The sequence below is a fragment of the Exiguobacterium sp. s132 genome (assembly GCF_018617235.1).
Lineage (GTDB): Bacteria > Bacillota > Bacilli > Exiguobacteriales > Exiguobacteriaceae > Exiguobacterium > Exiguobacterium profundum.
In genome coordinates, this window is sequence record NZ_JACSJU010000001.1 from 1,131,357 (window position 1) to 1,152,285 (window position 20,929).

Below are 20,929 nucleotides of genomic sequence, written 5' to 3' on the forward strand. Positions count from 1 at the left end.
AGTGAAATTAAGTCGTGTGGTCAACCACTTATTAATAGTCGCTGTCTGAACGTCCACCAGTGACAATCGCGATACCTGCTGAAGCACCGATACGTGTCGCACCAGCATCGATCATCGCTTTCGCACCTTCGAAGTCACGGACGCCACCTGAAGCTTTTACGCCGATGTCAGGTCCGACCGTCTCACGCATGAGGCGAATGTCTTCAACTGTCGCGCCACCAGTCGAGAAACCAGTCGATGTTTTGACGAAGTCTGCTCCAGCTTTCACTGAAAGTTCGGCAGCTTTTTTGATTTCTTCTTTTGTAAGCATGCATGTTTCGAAGATGACTTTGACGAGTGTACCGTTTGCCGCTTCGACAACCGCACGGATGTCACGTTCTACGAGATCGTAGTCAGCATCTTTGAGTGCTGCGATGTTGATGACCATGTCTACTTCATCTGCTCCATTGGCAATCGCATCTTTTGTTTCAAATGCTTTTACCTCAGGTGTGTTTGCACCAAGTGGGAAACCGATGACTGTACATACTTTGACATCATCATCTGACTTGAGTTGTTCTGCTGCATATTTGACCCATGTCGGGTTGACACAAACGCTTGCGAATTTGTATTCGAGCGCTTCTGCACAAAGTGTTGTAATTTGATCTTTTGTTGTTTCAGCCTTTAAAGCTGTGTGGTCGATATAACGGGCTAATTCCATGATTCATTTCCTCCTCTGACAAATAAGTCTGACATCTAACATATTACCATGTTTTGATGAGATGTAACAGCTTTCAAATCTAAATCAACTGACGACGTTTACGAGCGACGACCCAACTGTTCCAACTAAAGAAGAAAATAGCGAGCCAAATGCAGGTGAAGGCAAAGACATGGTATGCCGTGAACGGTTCATGGTACATGACGACCCCGATAATCAAGCTAAGTGTCGGTGCGATAAATTGAAGAAACCCGACAAGCGTGAACGGGATATGTTGTGCCCCGTACCCAAATAGGAGAAGAGGTAACGCCGTGACCACGCCCGTTCCAAGAAGGGCGATCCAAATGACAGGCGACATGTTATACGCAATATTGTCGGTGACAACTTGATTTCCGAGGAAGAGCAATGCCACCGGGACCACCGCCAGCGTTTCAATTCCTAGGCTGACCGTAGAAGCAAGAGGACGTCGTTTCTTCACCATTCCATAGAATCCGAACGTACTCGCCAAGACGAATGAAATCCACGGGAACGTGCCGTATCCTAACGTCAAGACGAGGACGCCAATTGATGCAATCCCAACGGCCATCCATTGGACTCGATTTAATGATTCCCGAAAGACGAGCACCCCTAACACCATACTGACGAGAGGATTGATGTAGTACCCGAGAGAAGCTTCAATGATATATCCGTGATTGACAGCCCATATGTATACAAACCAGTTGGCACTGACGATGAATCCGTTCAACATGAATGCGTTTCGTGTAGCCGGATGTCGAAGTGCGTAACCGAACTCTTTCCACTGATTTGTCCATCTCAGAACGAGCAGAATAAATAAAAATGACCAAACGATTCGATGTGCTAAAATTTGACCGCTCGGTACTTCTTGCAAAAATTTCCAATAAATCGGAAGGACGCCCCACATGACGTACGCCCCGATTGTCGTCCATACTCCCTTATTCACACGTTCACCCGCTCCCTTACAAGTTAAAGACAGTTTAGTCGATGAAAGACTCCCGATACAAGACTTTTGTTTCATGAAAAAAAGGCGCGAAATCGCGCCCTGACCGTTTATTGTTTCACTTGTTCAATTGCTGTTAATGCTTGTGCCAAGTCTTCGATCAAGTCATCAATGTCCTCAAGTCCGACCGAAATACGGACGAGCCCATCGGTGATGCCAAGTTCCGCTCTGCGTTCGGCTGGAATCGAGGCATGTGTCATGCGTGCCGGAACACTGATCAAACTCTCAACCGCTCCTAAACTTTCTGCGAGCGTGAAGTATTTCGTCTTCGCTACCATCATTTCTGCCGCTTCCGCTGAACCGACATCAAATGCGATCATCCCACCGAATCCACGTGCCTGCGATAAATGAATCCGCTTCGCTTCCTCACTGGATACACTTGGATGGAGCACGCGTGATACAGACTCGTTCGACTGAAGGAATTCAACCAATGCTCGTGCATTCGATTCAATCTCTTCCATCCGAACAGCCAACGTCTTGATTCCCCGTACAACAAGGAAGCTATCTTGTGGTCCAAGGACTGCGCCAACAGAGTTTTGAAGGAACGCCAAGGCCTCGCCCTGCTCTTCCGTACGTGCGACAACAAGTCCCGCTACGACGTCACTATGTCCACCTAAGTACTTCGTGGCACTGTGAAGGACGTAGTCTGCACCAAGATCAATCGGATTTTGGAAGTAAGGGGTCATAAACGTATTGTCCACGACGAGTAACACATCTGCTTCATCGGCAATCGTACGCATCGCCCGAATGTCCGTCACGTTCAAGAGAGGATTTGTCGGCGTCTCGACATAAATCATTTTCGTGTTCGCTTGAAGCGCATCCCGAACCGCTGCTTCATCGGATGTATCGACAAAAGTTGCTTCCAAGCCTCGTGACTGAAATACTCGATTGAATACACGGTACGTTCCTCCATATACATCAGACCCGACGATGACGTGGTCTCCAGATTTCAATAACATAAGCACCGTCGAGATGGCTGCCATCCCAGATCCGAATGCAAATCCTTGCACGCCGCCTTCGATGTCGGCAATCAATGTCTCTAATGCCGTCCGAGTCGGGTTTGCTGATCGTGAGTACTCGTACCCTTCTCGCAAGTTGCCAATCCCGTCTTGCTTATACGTGCTCGTTTGATAAATCGGTGGCGTGACGGCCCCTGTCAACGGGTCCGTCGTTTTACCGCCGTGAATGAGTGCTGTCTTTGTACGCATGTTCTGCCTCCTTGACAATTCCTTGACTTAAATATCGTTCTGCGCTATCAGGCAAGATGGTGACAATCGTGCCTTCCGTCAATTGATTCGCTTCTTTTACACATGCTGCAATGGCAGCCCCTGAAGAACTACCGATGAGCAAGCCTTCCTGTTTCGCTAGATGTGCCACGTAATAGAAGGCTTCCTCATCTGTGATGGTATGAATCGCATCGACGTAAGACTTCTCCAGAAATGGTGGCCATTTTTCGACGCCAATTCCTTCTGTTTTATGTGGTCCTGGTTCACCGCCGTTCATAATGGAACCGACCGGCTCCACGACGACAGTTTTCGTCCCAAGTGGCTTTAATGATTTGGCGACACCGGTGAACGTGCCTCCTGATCCCGCTCCCGCTACAAATACATCAATTTGTGGCACATCTTTCAACAACTCATGTGAAAGGATGTCGACATAAGCATCCGGGTTATCTGGGTTCGAGAACTGTTCTGGGACATAGGCGTCATGTTCTTTGGCCAACTCAATAGCATGTGCGATCGCGCCTTTCATGCCGAGTTCCGTCGGCGTGTTGACGACGGTGGCCCCGAGCAGTCGCATCAATGCCTGCTTCTCTTGACTGAATTTTTCAGGAGTGACCGTCATGAGTCGAATTCCGAATCGCTGACAAGCGAGCGCAAGCCCGATTCCCGTATTGCCTGCTGTCGGTTCGATCACCGTTCCACCAGGTGCCACATCGCCACGCTCAATCGCCCGTTCAATCAAATTCATCCCGAGTCGGTCTTTGACACTCCCACCTGGATTCATCATCTCGAGCTTTCCGTACACTTTGACATTCGCTGGTATAGGAAGCGTTCGAAGTTCAATAAGCGGTGTGTCTCCGATGAGTTCATAGACGTCACGGACAATCATCTTATGCCTCGTCCTTGAAGACGATATGCCATTCATCACGTTTTGCGAGCATGTCTGCCGCTAATTTTTTGGCACCTTCGAAATCATGATGGTTCGCATTCCCACATTGAACAGGGTTTTGCGCAGGCAATTCCTCAGCGTTCATCGCATCACGCAACGTCGCTTCCACGAGGTCAAGCATTCGTTCGTAGTTCCCATCATTGAGCATTGTCCAATAGAAACCTGTCTGGCAACCCATCGGTGAGATATCGACAATGTCTTCGGAATGATTGCGACTGTTCTCGGCAATCAAATGCTCAAGTGAATGAACCGCGCGCATCGGCATGAGTCCTTCGTTCGGTTGAATGAAACGAATATCGTATTTATAAATCGTGTCAGCCGTCCCTTCTTTCACACCAGCTAAACGGACAAACGGCGCCTGTACTTTCGTATGATCCAAGTTAAAACTTTCAACATTATATGTTTTCATGAGTAATTCCTCCTCGTTATTTAGTGGCTATTACGAGCCAGACAAACTTGTTTTTCTGCGTCATCGTCACGTTGTATCCGTTCGCTTCTAACATGGAACGAATCGTTGACGTATATGGATAGTATTCACGATTTAAATCTTCGACGAGGTCCGAGTACCCTTTCGCAGTCGCCCAATCGATGATGTCCTGACGAGCTGCTGGTGACTCAAACATCGTATCAAGCAACACGAACTTCGGGTGTTCCCAGTCTTCGACATATCGACCAATGGCCGTGGCCTTTTCAGAATCTGTCAAGTGGTGAAAAGCATATGACGATACGATCGTATCTACATGTGATAACTTCGGATATCGGAGAAAATCACCTTCGAGTACTTCAATCCCCAACTTTTCAACAGCAATTTGTCGCATTTCCGGCGACGGTTCAATCGCAATCAACGGATGCCCTTTTATAATTCGACTGCTCAAGTTTCCTGTTCCGACACCAAACTCAAGTACCCTTCCTTCGACATGTAGGGCAACCTCATCGAGCATTTGCTCATAACCGATGAAGACTTCGTGATATTGCTCATCATGCCCCTCGACCGTCGTATCATAATCCTTTGCCCAATCCTTAAAGATGTCCATGAATGGTAAGTTCATATCGCTACCCCAATCTTAATTCTTACTAATTTGATATGTTTTATTGGTATTTAACTTTAACGTTACATTAACAGGTTTTTTTATTCATTTCAAGTCATTCGCTAGATTCACGCATCATATGCAATTGGATATAGGTCTTATGTGTTAGGTCTTTAGTAATTGTCAGAACATTAAAATTTGTGCAAAAACACTTACCTATTTTACAAATAAATCCACTCTTTTTTATCTGAATAGCGATATGATAATTCTCAATGTAAGTCTATGCTTTATTATTTACAGGTAATAACAAATTTTAGGGGGTCCATACGTTGTCACGAAAAAAAATCTATTTAAACGCTTCACTCGCCACATGTATCGCCTTGTCACCTGCACTGATTCAAGCTGGAACAACTTCTGTTTCAGCAGAAGCTTCCGTTAAACCGAAATTGGTTCTTGAGAAAAAACAGAAAAAAGTTCGGGTCGTTGTAGAGCTCGTCGGGGATCCTGCCATTGCCGAAGCCGCTCAAAAAGGGAAGAAATTTAATGAATTGTCGAAATCAGAGCAAAATAAGGCACAACAATCTGTTCAATCGGAGCAAAAACGTGCCAAGTCTGCCTTGAAGAAACAAGGCGTAACCGCTACACCGATTGAAGAGTTCACGACCGTCTTTAATGGCTTCTCTACATTCTTATCTACAAGTGAAATCGCCAAAGTCGAAGCATTACCTGAAGTGGCGACCGTTCACATTGTCAACGAGTACGAGCGCCCTGAAGTCAAACCGGATATGATCACGAGTAACGGCATGGTTCAAGCCGAACAAACGTGGGGAGATTACGGATTTGCCGGAGAAGGTACTGTCGTCGCTGTCATCGATTCTGGAATCGACCCTGAGCACCGGGATTATAAGATCACCGACGCTAAAACGGCAGAGTTGACTCAATCAGAAGTCAATCAAGCCATCACATCGTTCGGTCTCCCAGGCGAATACGTCAACGAGAAAGTTCCATACGCATATAACTACTACGATGAGAACGATGACATCAAAGATGATTCACCTGGCGCTTCAATGCACGGACAGCACGTTTCCGGTACAGTTGCCGCAAACGGTGACCTAGAAAACGGTGGGATCAAAGGTGTCGCACCGGAAGCACAAATTTTGGGATTGAAAGTATTCAGTAACGACCCGAACTATGCGTCTACATATGGAGATATCTACATCAAAGCAATTGATGATGCCATTAAACTCGGTGCTGACGTCATCAACATGAGCCTCGGATCAACAGCCGGTTTCGTCGATGCCGATTCTCCAGAGCAACAAGCCGTTCAACGTGCTGTCGACAACGGCATCTTTATGTCGATTTCTGCTGGGAACTCCGCATACTTCGGTCACGGATTTGACTTGCCAACTGCTTCAAACCCAGATACGGGCGTCGTTGGGGCGCCGAGTGTCAGTCAAGCATCTACATCGGTCGCCTCTCTTGAGAACGATCAAATTCAATTGGATGCTTTCAGAGTCGGTGATGAGAAGATTGGATGGAAGAAACAAGACGGTCCTGCCTTCAAAGAAGGAACATACGACATCGTATATGTCGGAGACGGACAACCGGAGAATTATGAAGGAAAAGACGTAAAAGGAAAACTCGTCCTTGCTGTTCGCGACGGCGGTTACTTCTACTCGCAGATCCAAAAAACAGCTGAAGCGCAAGGCGCAGCAGGTGTCATCGTACGTGGTGCGGTCGGGCACGGCGATTATGTCTCGATGGCTCTCGATCAACCTCAAATTCCGATGGCTTCACTCAGCATCCAGGACGGGAATGAACTGAAAGACAAGTTAGCAGACGCTCCGCTTCAAGTGACGTTTGCCGGTGACCGCATCAGTGTCAATAACCGTTCAGCCGGTGCGATGTCTGATTTCACATCGTGGGGCGTCACACCGAACCTTGACTTCAAGCCAGAGCTTTCTGCTCCAGGTGGCCAAATTTTCTCTACGTTCAACGATAACCAATATGGGTTGATGAGCGGAACATCGATGGCAGCACCACACGTTGCCGGAGGGGCGGCCCTCGTCCTTGAGCGTGTGGACCGTGACTTCAAATTGAGTGGAAAAGCACGTGTCACGATGGCGAAAAACTTGTTACTCAACACGTCGAAGCCTGTCACAGATATCGGACCTTATAACCAAGAATTGAAACAATCACTCCCATACTCACCACGTCGGGCCGGAGCAGGTCTAATGCAATTGCATGCAGCCGTCACCTCTCCTGCTGTCGCATATGAGAAGTCGACAAAAGAAGCAAAAGTCGCTTTAAAAGAGTTGTCGAAGAGCAAAGCATCGTTCACGATCGTCGTCGAGAACACGTCGACTGAATCGTTAACTTATGATGTAGCCGCATCGTTGCAAACGGATCTCGCTGTCAAAAACAAAGACGGAATCGTTCAAAATGCGATGGAAGCGCAAGCACTTCAACAAGCGATCATTAAAATTAACGGATCAAACACAAGTAAAGTCACGTTGAAAGCAAAACAGAAGAAGGAAATTAACGTTTCAATCGATGTCTCGAAAGCAAAAGTGTTGAATCCTGAAACATTGGAAGGCACTGTATCCGCTAAATCTGTCTTTGAGAACGGCTATTTCGTCGACGGATTCCTTCGTTTGACTGATCCGCGCGGTACAGACGGTCATCCATCTCTCGTCGTTCCAATCGTCGGATTTGAAGGGGATTGGGGCAAAGCGCCGATCTTTGACGAGACAATCTATGGAGAAGGCGCATTCTATGGCGTCTCTGGATTGGTGGATGCAGAAGGAAACTACTTAGGTGAAAAACTAGATGAATCTGTGGCTAGCGAAGCGGTTGCCATTTCACCGGACGGAGACGGGTCGAAAGATACGGCTACTCCAGTCTTCTCGCTATTACGCAATGCGAAAGACATCAAATATCGCGTCGTAGATGAGAAAGGGAACGTCCTTCGCACCCTCAAGATGGAAGACGAATTGAGAAAGAACTACTTCGATGGCGGAAGTGGTGATTATTACTATTACGCAGCGGATAACGCTTGGGACGGAAAATTGAATGGGAAGATGGCGCCAAAAGGCACATATTACTATGAAATCGAAGCAAGCATCGATTACATGAAGAAACAAGCTCAAACGATGCGCATTCCTGTCAAAGTAGATTACACAGACCCACGCTTCACGCTTCGTTGGGACGACAACGTAGCAAGCGTCAAAGCGTCGGATGACTTTGCTGGAATCAACGGTATCGAATTCCTCATCAACGGGAAAGTCGTGGCAAAAGAAGCGAAAGCTTCAGCGAACTTCACACTTGAACAGCCGCTCGAGACTACAGATCAGCTTTCAGTTCGTGTGTCAGACAATGCCGGGAACGTGATCACTCGAAATGTTTCAACAGAAAATGATGCGGCCAAACCTGGTATCTTTGTCGATGCACCACTCGCCTTGTCTCCTTACGGTACATCCATCGTTCCATTGATCGGTCAAATCAAGGATGCCTCTGAAATCGCATCGTTCACGGTAGACGGGGTCGACGTACCACTCAAATATGACGCGTCAGCGAAACAATATACGTTCAATACGACACGCACATATAAGGATGGTTTCCACAAAGTCCGCTTTGTCGCAGAAGACACTGCTGGGAACGTGACGAACTTCGTCCGTCCAATCTTTGTCGACTCTACGAAAGCAACATTGTCGGTGACAAACGTACCGAAGAACGTATCGGCTAAACAGAAGTCTGTAAACGTGAAAGTTCAAGTAAAGGATAACTTCGACGAAATCAAGCTTCGGGTCAACGGGGACTTGAAATGGAACTATACGTTGAAAGAACCATACGCGATGCGTGCATTCTCACGCACGGGAACAATCACACTTCCAGTGACAGCGAAAGGAAAGAATACCTTCACGTTCGAAGTGACCGACCTTGCCGGGAACGTCACGAAAAAAGTAATTACAATTAACAAAAAATAAGCGATACAAAAAACGGATGACCTCAATCAGGTCATCCGTTTTTCATGTCATTTGTTGAGTTCAAGCGCGAAAGAAATCGCAGATAATGCATAAAGCGGCGCCGTTTCAGACCGAAGAATGCGTGGTCCAAATGCACATGCAGTCGCTCCAGCCTGAGTCCATTGATTGATTTCATTCACATCGAATCCACCTTCAGGTCCCGTGATGACGAGAACGCGTTGTTTCGGTTTCAGTTGAGTCAACAGTTGTGCGAAAGCAGACTGTTCCCCTTCTTTTGCCGACTCTTCATACGCGATGATGACGGCATCATAGCCCTCCATTTTCTGATGAAGCTCTTTCGGAGAGATGTAGGAACACGTCGGTACAACGGCACGATAGGATTGTTCAGCCGCTTCTTGCATAATCTTTTGAATCCGCTCCACTTTTTTCGGAGCTTTTTTTCCATCCCATTTGGCGACAGAGCGCGCTGATTCGAACAGCAACAGATGGTGAACGCCAAGCTCCGTCGCTTTTTGGGCGACGAGCTCGACTTTGTCCCCTTTCGGGAGTGCATACGCCAAAGTCACCTCGATTGGCAACTCAGTCGTCGCCTGTCGCGATGACGTGACTTTCGCTTCCCCGCTCTTCTTCTCAAGCGATGTCACGACACAGGCATACTCAACACCTGTACCATCCAACAGGACCATCTCATATCCAGGACCTTGTCGTAAGACTGTACCGATGTGGTGGACCACATCTGAAGGAAGGGTCACCGTTTCGCCTTTAAAGGCTTCTTTTGTCAAAAAATAACGTTGCATAACTTACCCCTTCTTGGCGATAATCGCGACCCAGTCTTCCATCACGCGCGTCTCTTCAATCTCAAATCCAGCAGCGACCAAAGCATTCGTCACTTCAGCCCGCTTCTCTCCGATAATTCCAGAGGTGATGAAGCGCCCACCTGACTTCGTACGTGCATAGGCGTCTTCGATGAAAAGGAGAATGACGTCAGCAAGAATGTTCGCTACGACTAAATCGTACTCGCCTTCCACACCTTTCAGAAGATCACCTGTGTCCACTTGAACGAGTTCGCCCACTCCGTTCGTCTCAACGTTTTGACGAGCAGCTTCGACTGCGACCGAGTCTAAGTCTAGTGCCTTTACCTTCGTTGCACCAAGTTTTGCTGCTGCAATCGACAATACACCCGATCCTGTACCGACATCAATGACACGGTCACCTTCCTGGATGTAGTTCTCAATCGCTTGAATGCAGAGCATTGTCGTCGGATGCGTTCCTGTGCCAAACGCCATACCCGGGTCAAGCAAAATCACATTCTCTTCCGGCTGCGGGGTGTACTCTTCCCATAAAGGAACGATGGTTAGTTGTTGCGAAATCTTTACCGGCTTATAATACTGCTTCCAAGAGTGTGCCCAGTCCTCTTCATCGATTTCAGCGACCGTGACGTCTCCAGATCCGATGTCGAGCATCGTGCGAAGTCGTTCGATTTCTTTTTTAAGATTCGAAAGTAAATCTTGAAAATCACCTGAGGCCGGGACATACGCTTTGACGTGTACGCCAGAAGTTGGATACGTTTCACGATCCGAAACGTCCCAAATTTCTCCGAAATGGTCCTCCGCCATCATTCTGTCGAAATCTTCCACGTCCTCGATGACGACACCTTGTGCCCCCACTTCGTGTAGTAAATTGGATACTGCTTCTACCGCAAGTTGTGTCGTGTGGACACAAATTTCAGACCATTTCATCGTTCGTACACACTCCTTTTAGTGACTAAAGAACTTTTTCATTTTTTGGAACATGCCATGTTCCTCTTCGACACCGGACTCTCCGCTAATTTCTTCAAATTCACGCAGTAACTCTTTTTGACGGTCTGTCATGTTTTTCGGCGTCATCACGATGACACTGACATACTGGTCACCATTTGCACCACCACGAACACTCGGCATTCCTTTACCGCGTAAACGGAATTTCGAACCGGTTTGTGTCCCTGCAGGTACTTTCAAGCTCACATTCCCGTGAACTGTTGGTACTTCGATTTCCGCACCGAGAGCAGCCTGGGCGAATGTAATTGGCATATCCATTGCGATGTGTTGGTCGACACGTTCAAAGATCTCATGTGCTCTGACACGAACGACGACGTATAAGTCTCCTGCTGGACCACCGTTCACGCCTGGACCACCTTTACCAGAGAGACGAATCTGTTGACCGTTATCGATACCGGCTGGGATTTTGACCTCGACTGTTTGTTTCTTCTTCACATGACCTGAACCATGGCAAGTCGGACATTTTTCTTTAATCGTCTTACCACTTCCGTGACACTGGCTACATGGACGCTGATTGACCATACGACCGAGAATCGTGTTCTGTTCGACCGTTTCGACGCCGCTACCGCCACATCGGTTACACGTTTCCGGTTTCGTGCCCGGTTTTGCTCCGCTTCCCATACACGTGTCACATTCTACTTCGATTTCGAGTTCAATCGTCTCTGTTTTACCTGTGACACTTTCCATGAAGTCGAGATCGACGACGTACTGGTAGTCTTCACCGCGACGTGGTGCATTCGGATCTTGACGGCGCCCACCGCCTCCAAAAAACATGTCAAAGATATCTCCGAAGCCGCCTTGGAAGTCACCTCCACCGCCGAACTGATTGGCCCCTTCGAAACCGAATCGGTCATACTGGGCCCGTTTCTGTTCGTCTGAGAGTACTTCATACGCTTCACCAATCTCTTTGAACTTGTCGGCAGCATCTGCTTCTTGGTTGATGTCCGGGTGATATTGACGGGCTAATTTTCGATATGCCCGCTTGATGTCTTGTGCTGAGGCCGACTTGTCGAGCCCGAGCACTTCATAATAATCTCGTTTCGCCACTATTCTCGCTCCTATCCTCACTAACTACGTATCGATTTTACCGATTCTACCTTAACATGGAAAGAGCCAAAGCAGAAACCTGCTTTGGCGCTCTCCTTTACAACGGCTGTTTATTTACGGTCGTCGAGATCCTCAAACTCTGCGTCCACGACATTATCGTCCTGTTTCGCTTCCGCCTGTGGTTCTGCGCCTTCAGCACCTTGCTGTTCAGCCATTTTAGCATATACTTTTTGCGTCAACTCTTGAACGACAGCTGACAATTCGTCTTTGGCTGTACGGATCGCCTCAAGGTCTGAACCTTCGAGAGCAGTTTTCGCTTTTTCTTTCGCAGCTTCTGCTTTTTCTTTGTCCGCCTCTTCTACTTGCTCACCAAGATCTTTGATTGCCTTGTCTGTCGCGAAGACGAGTTGGTCTGTTTCGTTGCGAAGTTCTGCTTCTTCTTTACGTTTGTTATCTGCTTCTGCGTTCGCTTCTGCTTCTTTCACCATACGCTCGATTTCCGCCTCATCGATACCTGAAGAAGATTGGATTGTGATCGATTGTTCTTTGTTCGTACCGAGGTCTTTCGCCGATACATGAACGATTCCGTTTGCATCGATATCGAATTTTACTTCGATTTGCGGCACACCACGTGGTGCTGGTGGGATGTCCGTCAATTGGAAGCGACCAAGTGTCTTGTTGTCTGGTGCCATCGGACGTTCCCCTTGAAGGACGTGGATGTCAACAGCAGGCTGGTTATCGGCTGCAGTCGAGAACACTTGTGATTTCGATGTCGGGATTGTCGTGTTGCGATCGATGAGTTTCGTCATCACGCCACCCATTGTCTCGATTCCAAGTGAGAGTGGAGTCACATCGAGAAGAACGACGTCTTTCACGTCTCCAGCAAGAACTCCACCTTGAATTGCTGCACCAAGTGCAACGACTTCATCCGGGTTTACCCCTTTGAACGGCTCTTTCTTCGTGAAGTCGTGGATTGCTTTTTGAACAGCAGGGATACGTGTCGAACCACCGACGAGAATGATCTTGTCGAGGTCAGATGGTGTAAGTCCTGCATCTTTTAAAGCACGACGCGTCGGTTCCATTGTGCGTTCGACAAGGTCAGCCGTCAATTCTTCAAATTTCGCACGTGTGAGTGTCATCTCCAAGTGGAGTGGACCTGCTTCACCTGCTGTGATAAACGGAAGGCTGATGTGTGCACTTGTCACACCTGAAAGGTCTTTCTTCGCTTTTTCAGCTGCATCTTTCAAACGTTGAAGTGCCATCTTATCTTTCCCGAGGTCGATACCATTTTCTTTTTTGAATTCTGCAACGAGGTAGTCGATGACTTTTTGGTCGAAGTCATCTCCACCGAGACGGTTGTCACCAGCTGTTGCGACAACTTCGAATACTCCGTCGCCAAGCTCAAGGATTGAAACGTCAAACGTACCACCACCGAGGTCATAGATCAAAATCGTGTGGTCTTCGCCTTTATCAAGACCGTAAGCGAGTGCCGCAGCTGTTGGCTCGTTGATGATTCGCTTGACATCAAGACCAGCAATCTTACCAGCATCTTTTGTCGCTTGACGCTCCGCGTCGTTGAAGTATGCAGGAACTGTGATGACGGCTTCCGTGACTGTTTCACCGAGGTAGTCTTCAGCATCTTTCTTCAACTTTTGCAAAATGATTGCCGAGATTTCTTGTGGTGTGAATTTTTTGCCGTCTACGTCGACTGTATGTGACGTTCCCATGTGACGTTTAATTGATTGGATCGTATTCGGGTTCGTGATGGCCTGACGTTTCGCGACCTCACCTACTTGACGCTCTTCTCCTTTGAATGCAACAACCGAAGGAGTCGTACGGTTACCTTCTGCGTTCGAGATGACGACTGCTTCGCCACCTTCCATTACTGCCACACATGAGTTTGTAGTCCCTAAGTCAATACCGATAATTTTACCCATCGTTTATTCCTCCGTCTCGTTAAGTAGTGTTATTCTGCGACTTTTACCATGCTCGGGCGAATGACTCGACCATGCATCGTATATCCTTTTTGAAGCTCCATCGTCACGATACCTGACTCGAACTCATCGCTCGGTTCTTGCATGACTGCTTGATGGAAATTCGGGTCGAACGGCTGTCCGACTGCTTCAATCACTTCGACTTGCTCAGCATTTAATACGTCAAGCAGTTGACGATGAATCATATCGACTCCTGATTGAATCTGCTTCGCATCCTCTGAAGTTGCGTTTACTTGAAGTGCACGCTCAAAGTTGTCAATGAGCGGAATCAATTTTTCAATGACAGACTGTGAAGCAAACTTGACGCGTTTGGCATTCTCTTCGTTCGTCCGACGACGGAAGTTGTCAAAGTCGGCACGAATGCGGAGCTCGCTCGCTTTCAACGCTTCGATTTCTTTTTGTAAGTCCGTCCCCTCAGAACTTTCTTCCACAATCTCAGCATTTAAAACCTCATCTTCATTTGATTCAGTCGACTCATTCTCTTCTGTTTGTGCCGAGTCTACAGATTTTTCTTCAAGCACGTCATCTTGCTCGTGCCCGTTTTGGTGATCTGCTGTCATAATAAAACTCCTTTCCGTCACTCATCTAGTTTCGTTCGTCGCAACGCTTCGATAATTTGTCCCATCATTTGGACACCATGACGGTAATTCATACGCGTTGGACCAATCATAGCGATTGTACCGAATGTTTTTCCGTCTAGTGTATAATCCGAGGTGATGACACTACAATTTTGAAGGGCGACAATTCCGTTCTCGCTCCCAATGCTCACATAAATCTCACGATTTGGCAACGATTCGAGCCAGTGCGTCAATCGTTCTTGCTCATCAATCCATTCTAGGAATGGGCGTAACGTGTCGAGCGTCTGAAACTCGGGTTGATTGAAGATTTTCTTCTTGCCCCCGAGATAAAGCGAAGACGGCGTTTGGATTCCGAGCGTCGATTGAATCAGTTGCATCATGTTCTCGTACTGCTGTCGCTGAGCGAGTTGCAATTTGGCAACTTCCTCCCCAATCCGGATTTTCAATTGTCCGATTGGCGTTCCGACAAGGCGGTCGTTCAACAGTCGAATCGTTTCCTCGATGACGTCAGGAGCGACACGCGATTCAAACATGACGGTACGATGCTCGACGTGACCTTGATCCGTGACGATGAGAACGACACCACGCCGCTCGTCTAATGGCATAAAGTCCACACGGGCCAACGTTTCCATTTGGCTGTTCGGACCGAGGGCGACCGTCGTATAATTGGTCAAATCAGAAAGGAGATCTGCAGCTTGTCGAATCAGGATCTCAGACTCTTTTGAAGATTGTTTCAAACGTTCTTCTAGTCGACCTGTCTCCCGTTCGTCGATGATCTGCTTCTCGACGAGGTGGTCCACGTAATATCGATAGCCGACCTCTGACGGGATGCGACCTGCAGAAGTATGTGGTTTTTCAATCAGCCCCATGTCTTCCAAATCGGCCATATCATTCCGAATCGTTGCTGAACTAAACGTCAAATCGTCTCGTTTCGACAATGTCCGAGAACCGACCGGCTGAGCCGTCTGGATGTAATCGTCAATGATGGCTCGAAGAATGAGCAATTGTCGATCTGTCAGCACAACATCACTCCTCTCTGAAAAGGTTACCCCGCTTTATTAGCACTCATATTTAACGAGTGCTAATCACACTTCAAATATTATCATGTTCTCACTATTTGTCAATTCATACACTCGGATTTTTTCACCTTTTTTCACGATAGCAAACCTACGAAATGAAAATAAAAGCCCATTTCGGTAGAATAGATGATGAGGTGATTAAATGTTTACAACAAAACAATTTAATGTATTTAAACAGGATGGACTCGACGAACGAATGTCTGGCATCCGTTCGGATATTCAACCGCTCTTCCATCGGATTTATGACGAGGTCGGGCCAGAGCTTGAAGCTGATGTCGGTATTCCTCTTTATTTGCATGTGGCGAAGCACGCTCGTCGGACGGTGAACCCACCGAAAGATACGTGGATGGCGATTTGTCACGACAAACGTGGGTACAAAAAACATCCGCACTTACAAGTTGGGCTTTTCGACGATCGTGTCTTCATCTGGCTAGCGTTCATCTATGAGATGCCGAACAAGGACGCCATCGCGAAACACCTGCAACAAATCGATTTGAAATCAACATTCCCTGATTTCCATATCGCGGGCGACCATATGAAAAAAGAAGCGTTACTTGTTGAAGATACGTCAACTGAAGACATTCAATCGCTACTTGAGCGATTCGGCACTGTGAAAAAGGCTGATTTCTTGATCGGCCGTCAACTTCCTGCCGATGCGTCGATTCTTCAAAATGAAGACGCATTTCTCGCGTTGGTCGAAGACACGTTCGGTCGGCTTACACCGCTCTATCGTGATCTCGTCTTGTAATATAAGAAAATGGACAAATCCTCACGAGGGACTTGTCCATTTTTTTATGAATCAGCATGTTCAAGTTTTGCTTCTCCAATAAAGGCTGCAAAGGCTTCATTGGCGAGTGGCAAACCGGATGCCGTTAGACGGATATGTGTGTCCGTCCGTTCAATCAGTGACTTCTTCACCAACTCTTCGATGACGTGACCGAACACATCATCGAGCGACACTCCGTACTTCTGTTCAAACGTCTGAAGCGAGACCCCGGAACGCATACGCAGGCCAAGGAATAACTCTTCTTCCATCTTTTCCACTTCTTCTAGTTCGGTCACCCGTTTCACAGGGATGCCTTCTGCTTTAATATAGTGAGGAATTGGAGCGATATTGGCGCGACGTGTCCCATTCAAATAACTATGCGCTCCGGCTCCGAATCCATAGTACTCTTCATTGCGCCAGTACACTTGATTGTGACGGCTCTCCCGACCAGGCAAGCCATAGTTGGAAATCTCATATTGTTGGAGACCATGGCGTTCAAGCGTCTCCATCACTTTCAAGTACATTTCGACTTCGACATCTTCTCCCGGTAAACGGAGCTTCCCTTTTCGATCTTGAATCGCAAAGACGGTATGCGGTTCGAGAATCAACGAATAAGAGGATACATGTTGAATCGGTAATTTAAGCGCTAGCTCTAAATCACGGTCAATTTGTTCAAGTGTTTGTTCCGGAAGACCAAACATCAGGTCAATCGAGATATTGTCAAAGCGTTTTGCCGCTTCACTTACCGTCTCGAACACATCATCCGCACGATGCGTACGGCCGATGCGCTCCAGTCCACCATCATCAAACGTCTGGACACCGAAACTGAGCCGGTTGACGCCACCTGCTTTCATCGTATCAAGCTTTTCCGCACTCACAAAGTTCGGGTTCGCTTCGACAGAATATTCGAGGTCATCTGACGCGAGTGGCAGAAGGTGTTGGCGGACCATATCCATCAGGCGCGCCATCTGCTCCTCATTGAGCGCGGTCGGTGTCCCGCCTCCGATAAAGATGGTATCAATCCGCTCTGTCGGAAACGCCTCGAGCGTCAATACCATCTCTCGCTCTAATGCATCTAAATAAGCATCAACAGGCTGATTTTTTAAAAACACCTTGTTGAAATCACAGTAATAACAAATATGTTCACAAAATGGAATGTGAAGATATACGGCTTTAGCCAATTTCGGCCACCCCTTTCTTCTCATTCCATTTATAACGCTTTTCGTCTGTTCTTTCCAGCCTGCGCCATCAATCGAATCGATGAATGAATAAACCACTCTTCAATTTCGGCTCGAACCAGGTTGATTTTGGGGGCATCTGGCCACCATCATCCGCCACGCGCATCAGTTGTGACATCGTTGTCTCATGGCACGTGAAAAGCAATCGATCTGGTACTTTAGTCAGCTTCTCTAATTCCGAGGCCGTCTTGTTCCCACCGACAAAATCGACTCTCGCGTCTGTACGAATATCCTCGACGTTGAAGTACGGCGTTAGTATATCTCGTTGTAAGATGGCAACGTCTAGCGCCTTGTCCTCTTGCCGTTTCGTCAACTGATAATATTTCCCTCGATAGGCGACTCCGAAGACGCCATGTTCTTTCGGCAGGACAAGACCATCCTCCTCATTGATCATGTATGAAAACGAGAGTCCGTCTAACATATTCTCCACCTCTTCTGGACTAATCGCTGTCAGCACGCGATGATACGGCAAAATCGTCAATTCGTCACTCGGGAAGAGGACACCTAAGAAGTGTGTACGTTCATTCTTTTGAGAACGATCCCCACCCATCCCGGAAACGACCGCTGCCGCTTTCGCACGATGATGTCCATCCGCAATGTAGATCGACGGGATGGTTGCGCCAATCATCATGACACGAGCGAGTTCACGGTTTGGAACCATGAATCCTTCATGCATGACGCCTCGTTCATCCGTGAACGAGAACAACGGGTCTCCGTCTGTCGCTTTATGTAAGATTTGCTTCAAGTTTGCATGTGGAGGATGACTGAGTAGAATAGGACCGGTGTGCGCTCGCGTCGCCCGGACATGCTCGACACGTTCCCGCTCCTTCGCCTCCCGTGTATATTCGTGAATCTTGATTCGACCGGCTTCATAATCCGCGACTGAAAAGGTGGCGACTAAACCGGTTTGCTGACGTTGTCCCGATGTCAATCGATAGACGTAAAATCCATTCGGACGTTCCGTCAACTCCTTCTCATAGAGACGTTCTAGCTCATGACGCGCCAAATCCCCCCACTTCTCAAGCGAAAGGTCGGATTGAAGTGCTTCCGGCTTATCAACTGCTAAAAAAGAATCAGGATTTTCTGAAATGACGGCTTGCGCCTCTTCAATCGATACGACATCGTACGGGTCTGCGGCGACACGTTCCGGATGCGCAGGCATATAAGGGCTGAACGGTTTAAATACGACCATAAGATCCTCCTTAAAATTCCCGGACGCGGATGACGCCCTGTATTTCATACAGCGCATGAATCGATAACGGTTCATGCTCACTGTTGTCTAAATCAATTAACGTATACGCCATCTCCCCGCGGCTACGATTGACCATGTTATCGATATTCAATCCATGTGAGGCAAGTTCTCCCGTGATTTGACCGACCATGTTCGGGACGTTTCGATGCAAGATTCCAAGACGGCGTTTACCGGTGTAAGGAAGCTCGACGTTCGGAAAATTAGCAGACGAACGAATATTCCCTGTCTCGAGATACAACTTCAGCGTCTCCACTGCTTGAATGGCACAATTAACTTCCGATTCTTTAGTCGATGCACCGAGGTGAGGCAGTGCCATGACTTGCGGATGACCAATCAACGTGTGACGGGGGAAGTCGGTCACATACAGTCCCACATGATGATGCAACGCCTTCAATAAGTCATCATCTTTCACGAGCTCTCCTCGCGCAAAGTTCAAAACAGTCATCCCCGGTTTCATCCGTTCGAACCAACTCTGGTCAATGCTGAATCGAGTCTCCTCAGTCAAAGGCATATGAATCGACAATAAGTCAACATTTCCCAGTACCTCACTTAAATGTTTGGCACGCGTGACGTGTTTCGAAATATTCCAGGCGGCATCAACCGAGAGATGGGGATCGTATCCGATAACATCGACCCCAAGCTGGAGAAGATCGTTGGCTAGCGACGCACCGATGGCTCCTAGACCGATAATCCCTACTTTTTTGCCTCGCAACTCCGCTCCGAGGAATTGTCGTTTTTGCACTTCCATCGCTTCTTCTAATTGCGATTGCGATGCGATAGTCTGTTCATTCACCCAATTGAGTCCTTTCACAATGGGTCGTACCGAGAGGATCATGCTCGCAAGGACGAGTTCTTTCACCGCATTCGCATTCGCACCAGGTGTATGAAACGCGACGATTCCTCGCTTCGCAAGTTGATCGAGCGGAAGGTTGTTGACACCGGCCCCTGCTCTAGCGATGGCGAGAAGATAGGGAGAGATATCCTCTTCGTGGACTTGATGACTTCTCAGTACCCAAGCATCGGCTTGATCCGATGCATTGATGACGTACTCGCTTGGCTCAAATCGTTTCAGACCAGCGGCAGCGATTTGATTAAATGTTTTGATGTGATACATGGGTTTCCTCCTCGAATGCTCTCATGACGTCGACGAGGCGTTCTGCCCCTTCTAGCGGCATCGCGTTATACAGACTTGCACGTAAGCCCCCTACCGAACGATGACCACCGAGTTCGAGCAATCCACGTTCTAAAGCGTATCGTTCAAATCGCCGATCCATCTCTTGATCTCCCGTTGTAAATGGGATGTTCGTCAATGAACGACATTCCCCCGAAACAATTGGAGAAAAGCAGGTCGACTCTTCAAGATAGGAATAGACCCTGTCACTTTTCTGATGATTCAATCGTTCCATCGCTTCGACGCCTCCGCGGTCTTCCACCCACTTCAATACACGCTCTGCTACATACATGCTGAAGGTCGATGGTGTATTGAATAACGTATCGACATGTGACCCATACTGAAGATAACTCGGCAACTCAAGCGACTGAATCAAATCCCGACGGATGATGACGACCGTCAGTCCTGCAGGTCCGATATTCTTTTGGGCTCCGGCATAAATCACCCCGAAGCGCTCCACATCGATTTGCTCGGCTAGAATGTTCGAGGAAGCATCTGCAATCAGCGGGACATCGATTTCAGGGAGATGTGTAAATCGAGTCCCTTCAATCGTGTTGTTCAGTGTCACATGGAGATAGTCCACCTCTTGGACAAGGCTCGATTCAAACGACATCTTTCCCGTCGCATCTACCAATGGGTGAATGACATCGACCTCTCCAAAGTGTTTCGCATCTTCCATCGCTTTTTTAGACCAGATGCCCGTATCCACATAAGCGAATCGATTCCGCTTCCGTAAATTCATCGGAATCATTGAAAATTGTAACGTCGCACCGCCTTGTAGCCAAAGCACAGCGTAATTCTCAGGGATATGCATGAGTCTTCTCAATCTCAATTCAAGAGAGTCGACCACACGTTCGAAAGACGCTGAGCGATGACTCGTTTCGATAATCGAAACGCCTTCATACTCAAACGTCAAAAGATGTTGTTGAATCTCTTGCATCACTTCTGTCGGTAGCATGCCAGGACCCGCAGAGTATGTATACGTCGACACGGTGTTTCCTCCTCTATAGTCTGTCTAAGGGTTTACTCTTCCTTATATGAAAGGGCATTTCCTGCCTGAAATACAAAATCGCCCTGATTCGAAAATCA

18 protein-coding genes are annotated in these 20,929 nt (G+C 47.7%); 2 read left to right on the forward strand and 16 right to left on the reverse strand.

Annotation, left to right across the window (positions count from 1 at the left end; genetic code table 11):
- Positions 1 to 31 precede the first annotated feature (31 nt).
- From deoC to KNO78_RS05860, 6 genes are all read right to left on the reverse strand, one after another.
- A complete protein-coding gene (gene deoC / locus KNO78_RS05835) occupies positions 32 to 697 on the reverse strand; it encodes a deoxyribose-phosphate aldolase (protein ID WP_012726656.1) in 666 nt (221 codons plus the stop codon).
- A gap of 79 nt (positions 698 to 776) precedes the next feature.
- The gene (gene rarD / locus KNO78_RS05840; RefSeq protein WP_074036593.1) at positions 777 to 1,655 is read right to left on the reverse strand and encodes an EamA family transporter RarD; all 879 of its coding nucleotides are present in this window, start codon (positions 1,653 to 1,655) and stop codon (positions 777 to 779) included.
- A 107-nt stretch (positions 1,656 to 1,762) separates the two neighbouring features.
- Complete coding sequence (locus KNO78_RS05845; RefSeq protein WP_074036592.1) at positions 1,763 to 2,920, reverse strand: bifunctional cystathionine gamma-lyase/homocysteine desulfhydrase; 1,158 nt, start codon at positions 2,918 to 2,920, stop codon at positions 1,763 to 1,765.
- Positions 2,886 to 3,824, reverse strand: a complete 939-nt coding sequence (locus KNO78_RS05850) for a PLP-dependent cysteine synthase family protein (protein ID WP_196430878.1) — start codon at positions 3,822 to 3,824, stop codon at positions 2,886 to 2,888. The genes KNO78_RS05845 and KNO78_RS05850 overlap by 35 nt, the downstream gene beginning before the upstream one ends.
- Position 3,825: 1 nt before the next feature.
- Entirely contained in the window at positions 3,826 to 4,293 is a 468-nt protein-coding gene (locus KNO78_RS05855; protein ID WP_012726660.1) for an S-ribosylhomocysteine lyase, read from the reverse strand.
- Positions 4,294 to 4,309: 16 nt separating this feature from the next.
- Complete coding sequence (locus KNO78_RS05860; RefSeq protein ID WP_214690742.1) at positions 4,310 to 4,933, reverse strand: class I SAM-dependent methyltransferase; 624 nt, start codon at positions 4,931 to 4,933, stop codon at positions 4,310 to 4,312.
- Positions 4,934 to 5,241: 308 nt separating this feature from the next.
- On the opposite strand from KNO78_RS05860, the gene KNO78_RS05865 reads away from it, so the two are divergent.
- The gene (locus KNO78_RS05865) at positions 5,242 to 8,898 is read left to right on the forward strand and encodes a S8 family serine peptidase (RefSeq protein WP_214690741.1); all 3,657 of its coding nucleotides are present in this window, start codon (positions 5,242 to 5,244) and stop codon (positions 8,896 to 8,898) included.
- 47 nt (positions 8,899 to 8,945) lie between these two features.
- On the opposite strand, the gene KNO78_RS05870 is transcribed toward KNO78_RS05865, so the two are convergent.
- From KNO78_RS05870 to hrcA, 6 genes are all read right to left on the reverse strand, one after another.
- Complete coding sequence (locus KNO78_RS05870) at positions 8,946 to 9,695, reverse strand: 16S rRNA (uracil(1498)-N(3))-methyltransferase (RefSeq protein WP_214690740.1); 750 nt, start codon at positions 9,693 to 9,695, stop codon at positions 8,946 to 8,948.
- A 3-nt stretch (positions 9,696 to 9,698) separates the two neighbouring features.
- Complete coding sequence (gene prmA / locus KNO78_RS05875; protein ID WP_078147163.1) at positions 9,699 to 10,637, reverse strand: 50S ribosomal protein L11 methyltransferase; 939 nt, start codon at positions 10,635 to 10,637, stop codon at positions 9,699 to 9,701.
- Positions 10,638 to 10,655: 18 nt separating this feature from the next.
- The gene (gene dnaJ, locus KNO78_RS05880) at positions 10,656 to 11,762 is read right to left on the reverse strand and encodes a molecular chaperone DnaJ (RefSeq protein ID WP_012726665.1); all 1,107 of its coding nucleotides are present in this window, start codon (positions 11,760 to 11,762) and stop codon (positions 10,656 to 10,658) included.
- Positions 11,763 to 11,872: 110 nt separating this feature from the next.
- The gene (dnaK, locus tag KNO78_RS05885; protein WP_159562505.1) at positions 11,873 to 13,699 is read right to left on the reverse strand and encodes a molecular chaperone DnaK; all 1,827 of its coding nucleotides are present in this window, start codon (positions 13,697 to 13,699) and stop codon (positions 11,873 to 11,875) included.
- A 29-nt stretch (positions 13,700 to 13,728) separates the two neighbouring features.
- Entirely contained in the window at positions 13,729 to 14,316 is a 588-nt protein-coding gene (grpE, locus tag KNO78_RS05890; protein WP_012726667.1) for a nucleotide exchange factor GrpE, read from the reverse strand.
- Between the two features lie 17 nt (positions 14,317 to 14,333).
- Complete coding sequence (gene hrcA / locus KNO78_RS05895; RefSeq protein ID WP_074036577.1) at positions 14,334 to 15,356, reverse strand: heat-inducible transcriptional repressor HrcA; 1,023 nt, start codon at positions 15,354 to 15,356, stop codon at positions 14,334 to 14,336.
- Positions 15,357 to 15,555: 199 nt separating this feature from the next.
- On the opposite strand from hrcA, the gene KNO78_RS05900 reads away from it, so the two are divergent.
- A complete protein-coding gene (locus KNO78_RS05900; protein WP_012726669.1) occupies positions 15,556 to 16,161 on the forward strand; it encodes a DUF1054 domain-containing protein in 606 nt (201 codons plus the stop codon).
- 44 nt (positions 16,162 to 16,205) lie between these two features.
- On the opposite strand, the gene hemW is transcribed toward KNO78_RS05900, so the two are convergent.
- The 4 genes from hemW to serC form a co-directional block, all read right to left on the reverse strand.
- A complete protein-coding gene (hemW, locus tag KNO78_RS05905) occupies positions 16,206 to 17,360 on the reverse strand; it encodes a radical SAM family heme chaperone HemW (protein ID WP_214690739.1) in 1,155 nt (384 codons plus the stop codon).
- A 67-nt stretch (positions 17,361 to 17,427) separates the two neighbouring features.
- Positions 17,428 to 18,609, reverse strand: a complete 1,182-nt coding sequence (locus tag KNO78_RS05910) for a DUF1015 domain-containing protein (RefSeq protein ID WP_214690738.1) — start codon at positions 18,607 to 18,609, stop codon at positions 17,428 to 17,430.
- A 10-nt stretch (positions 18,610 to 18,619) separates the two neighbouring features.
- Complete coding sequence (locus KNO78_RS05915) at positions 18,620 to 19,783, reverse strand: phosphoglycerate dehydrogenase (protein ID WP_214690737.1); 1,164 nt, start codon at positions 19,781 to 19,783, stop codon at positions 18,620 to 18,622.
- Entirely contained in the window at positions 19,761 to 20,831 is a 1,071-nt protein-coding gene (gene serC, locus KNO78_RS05920) for a 3-phosphoserine/phosphohydroxythreonine transaminase (protein ID WP_196430886.1), read from the reverse strand. Before serC ends, KNO78_RS05915 begins: the two co-directional genes overlap by 23 nt.
- Positions 20,832 to 20,929: the final 98 nt, after the last annotated feature.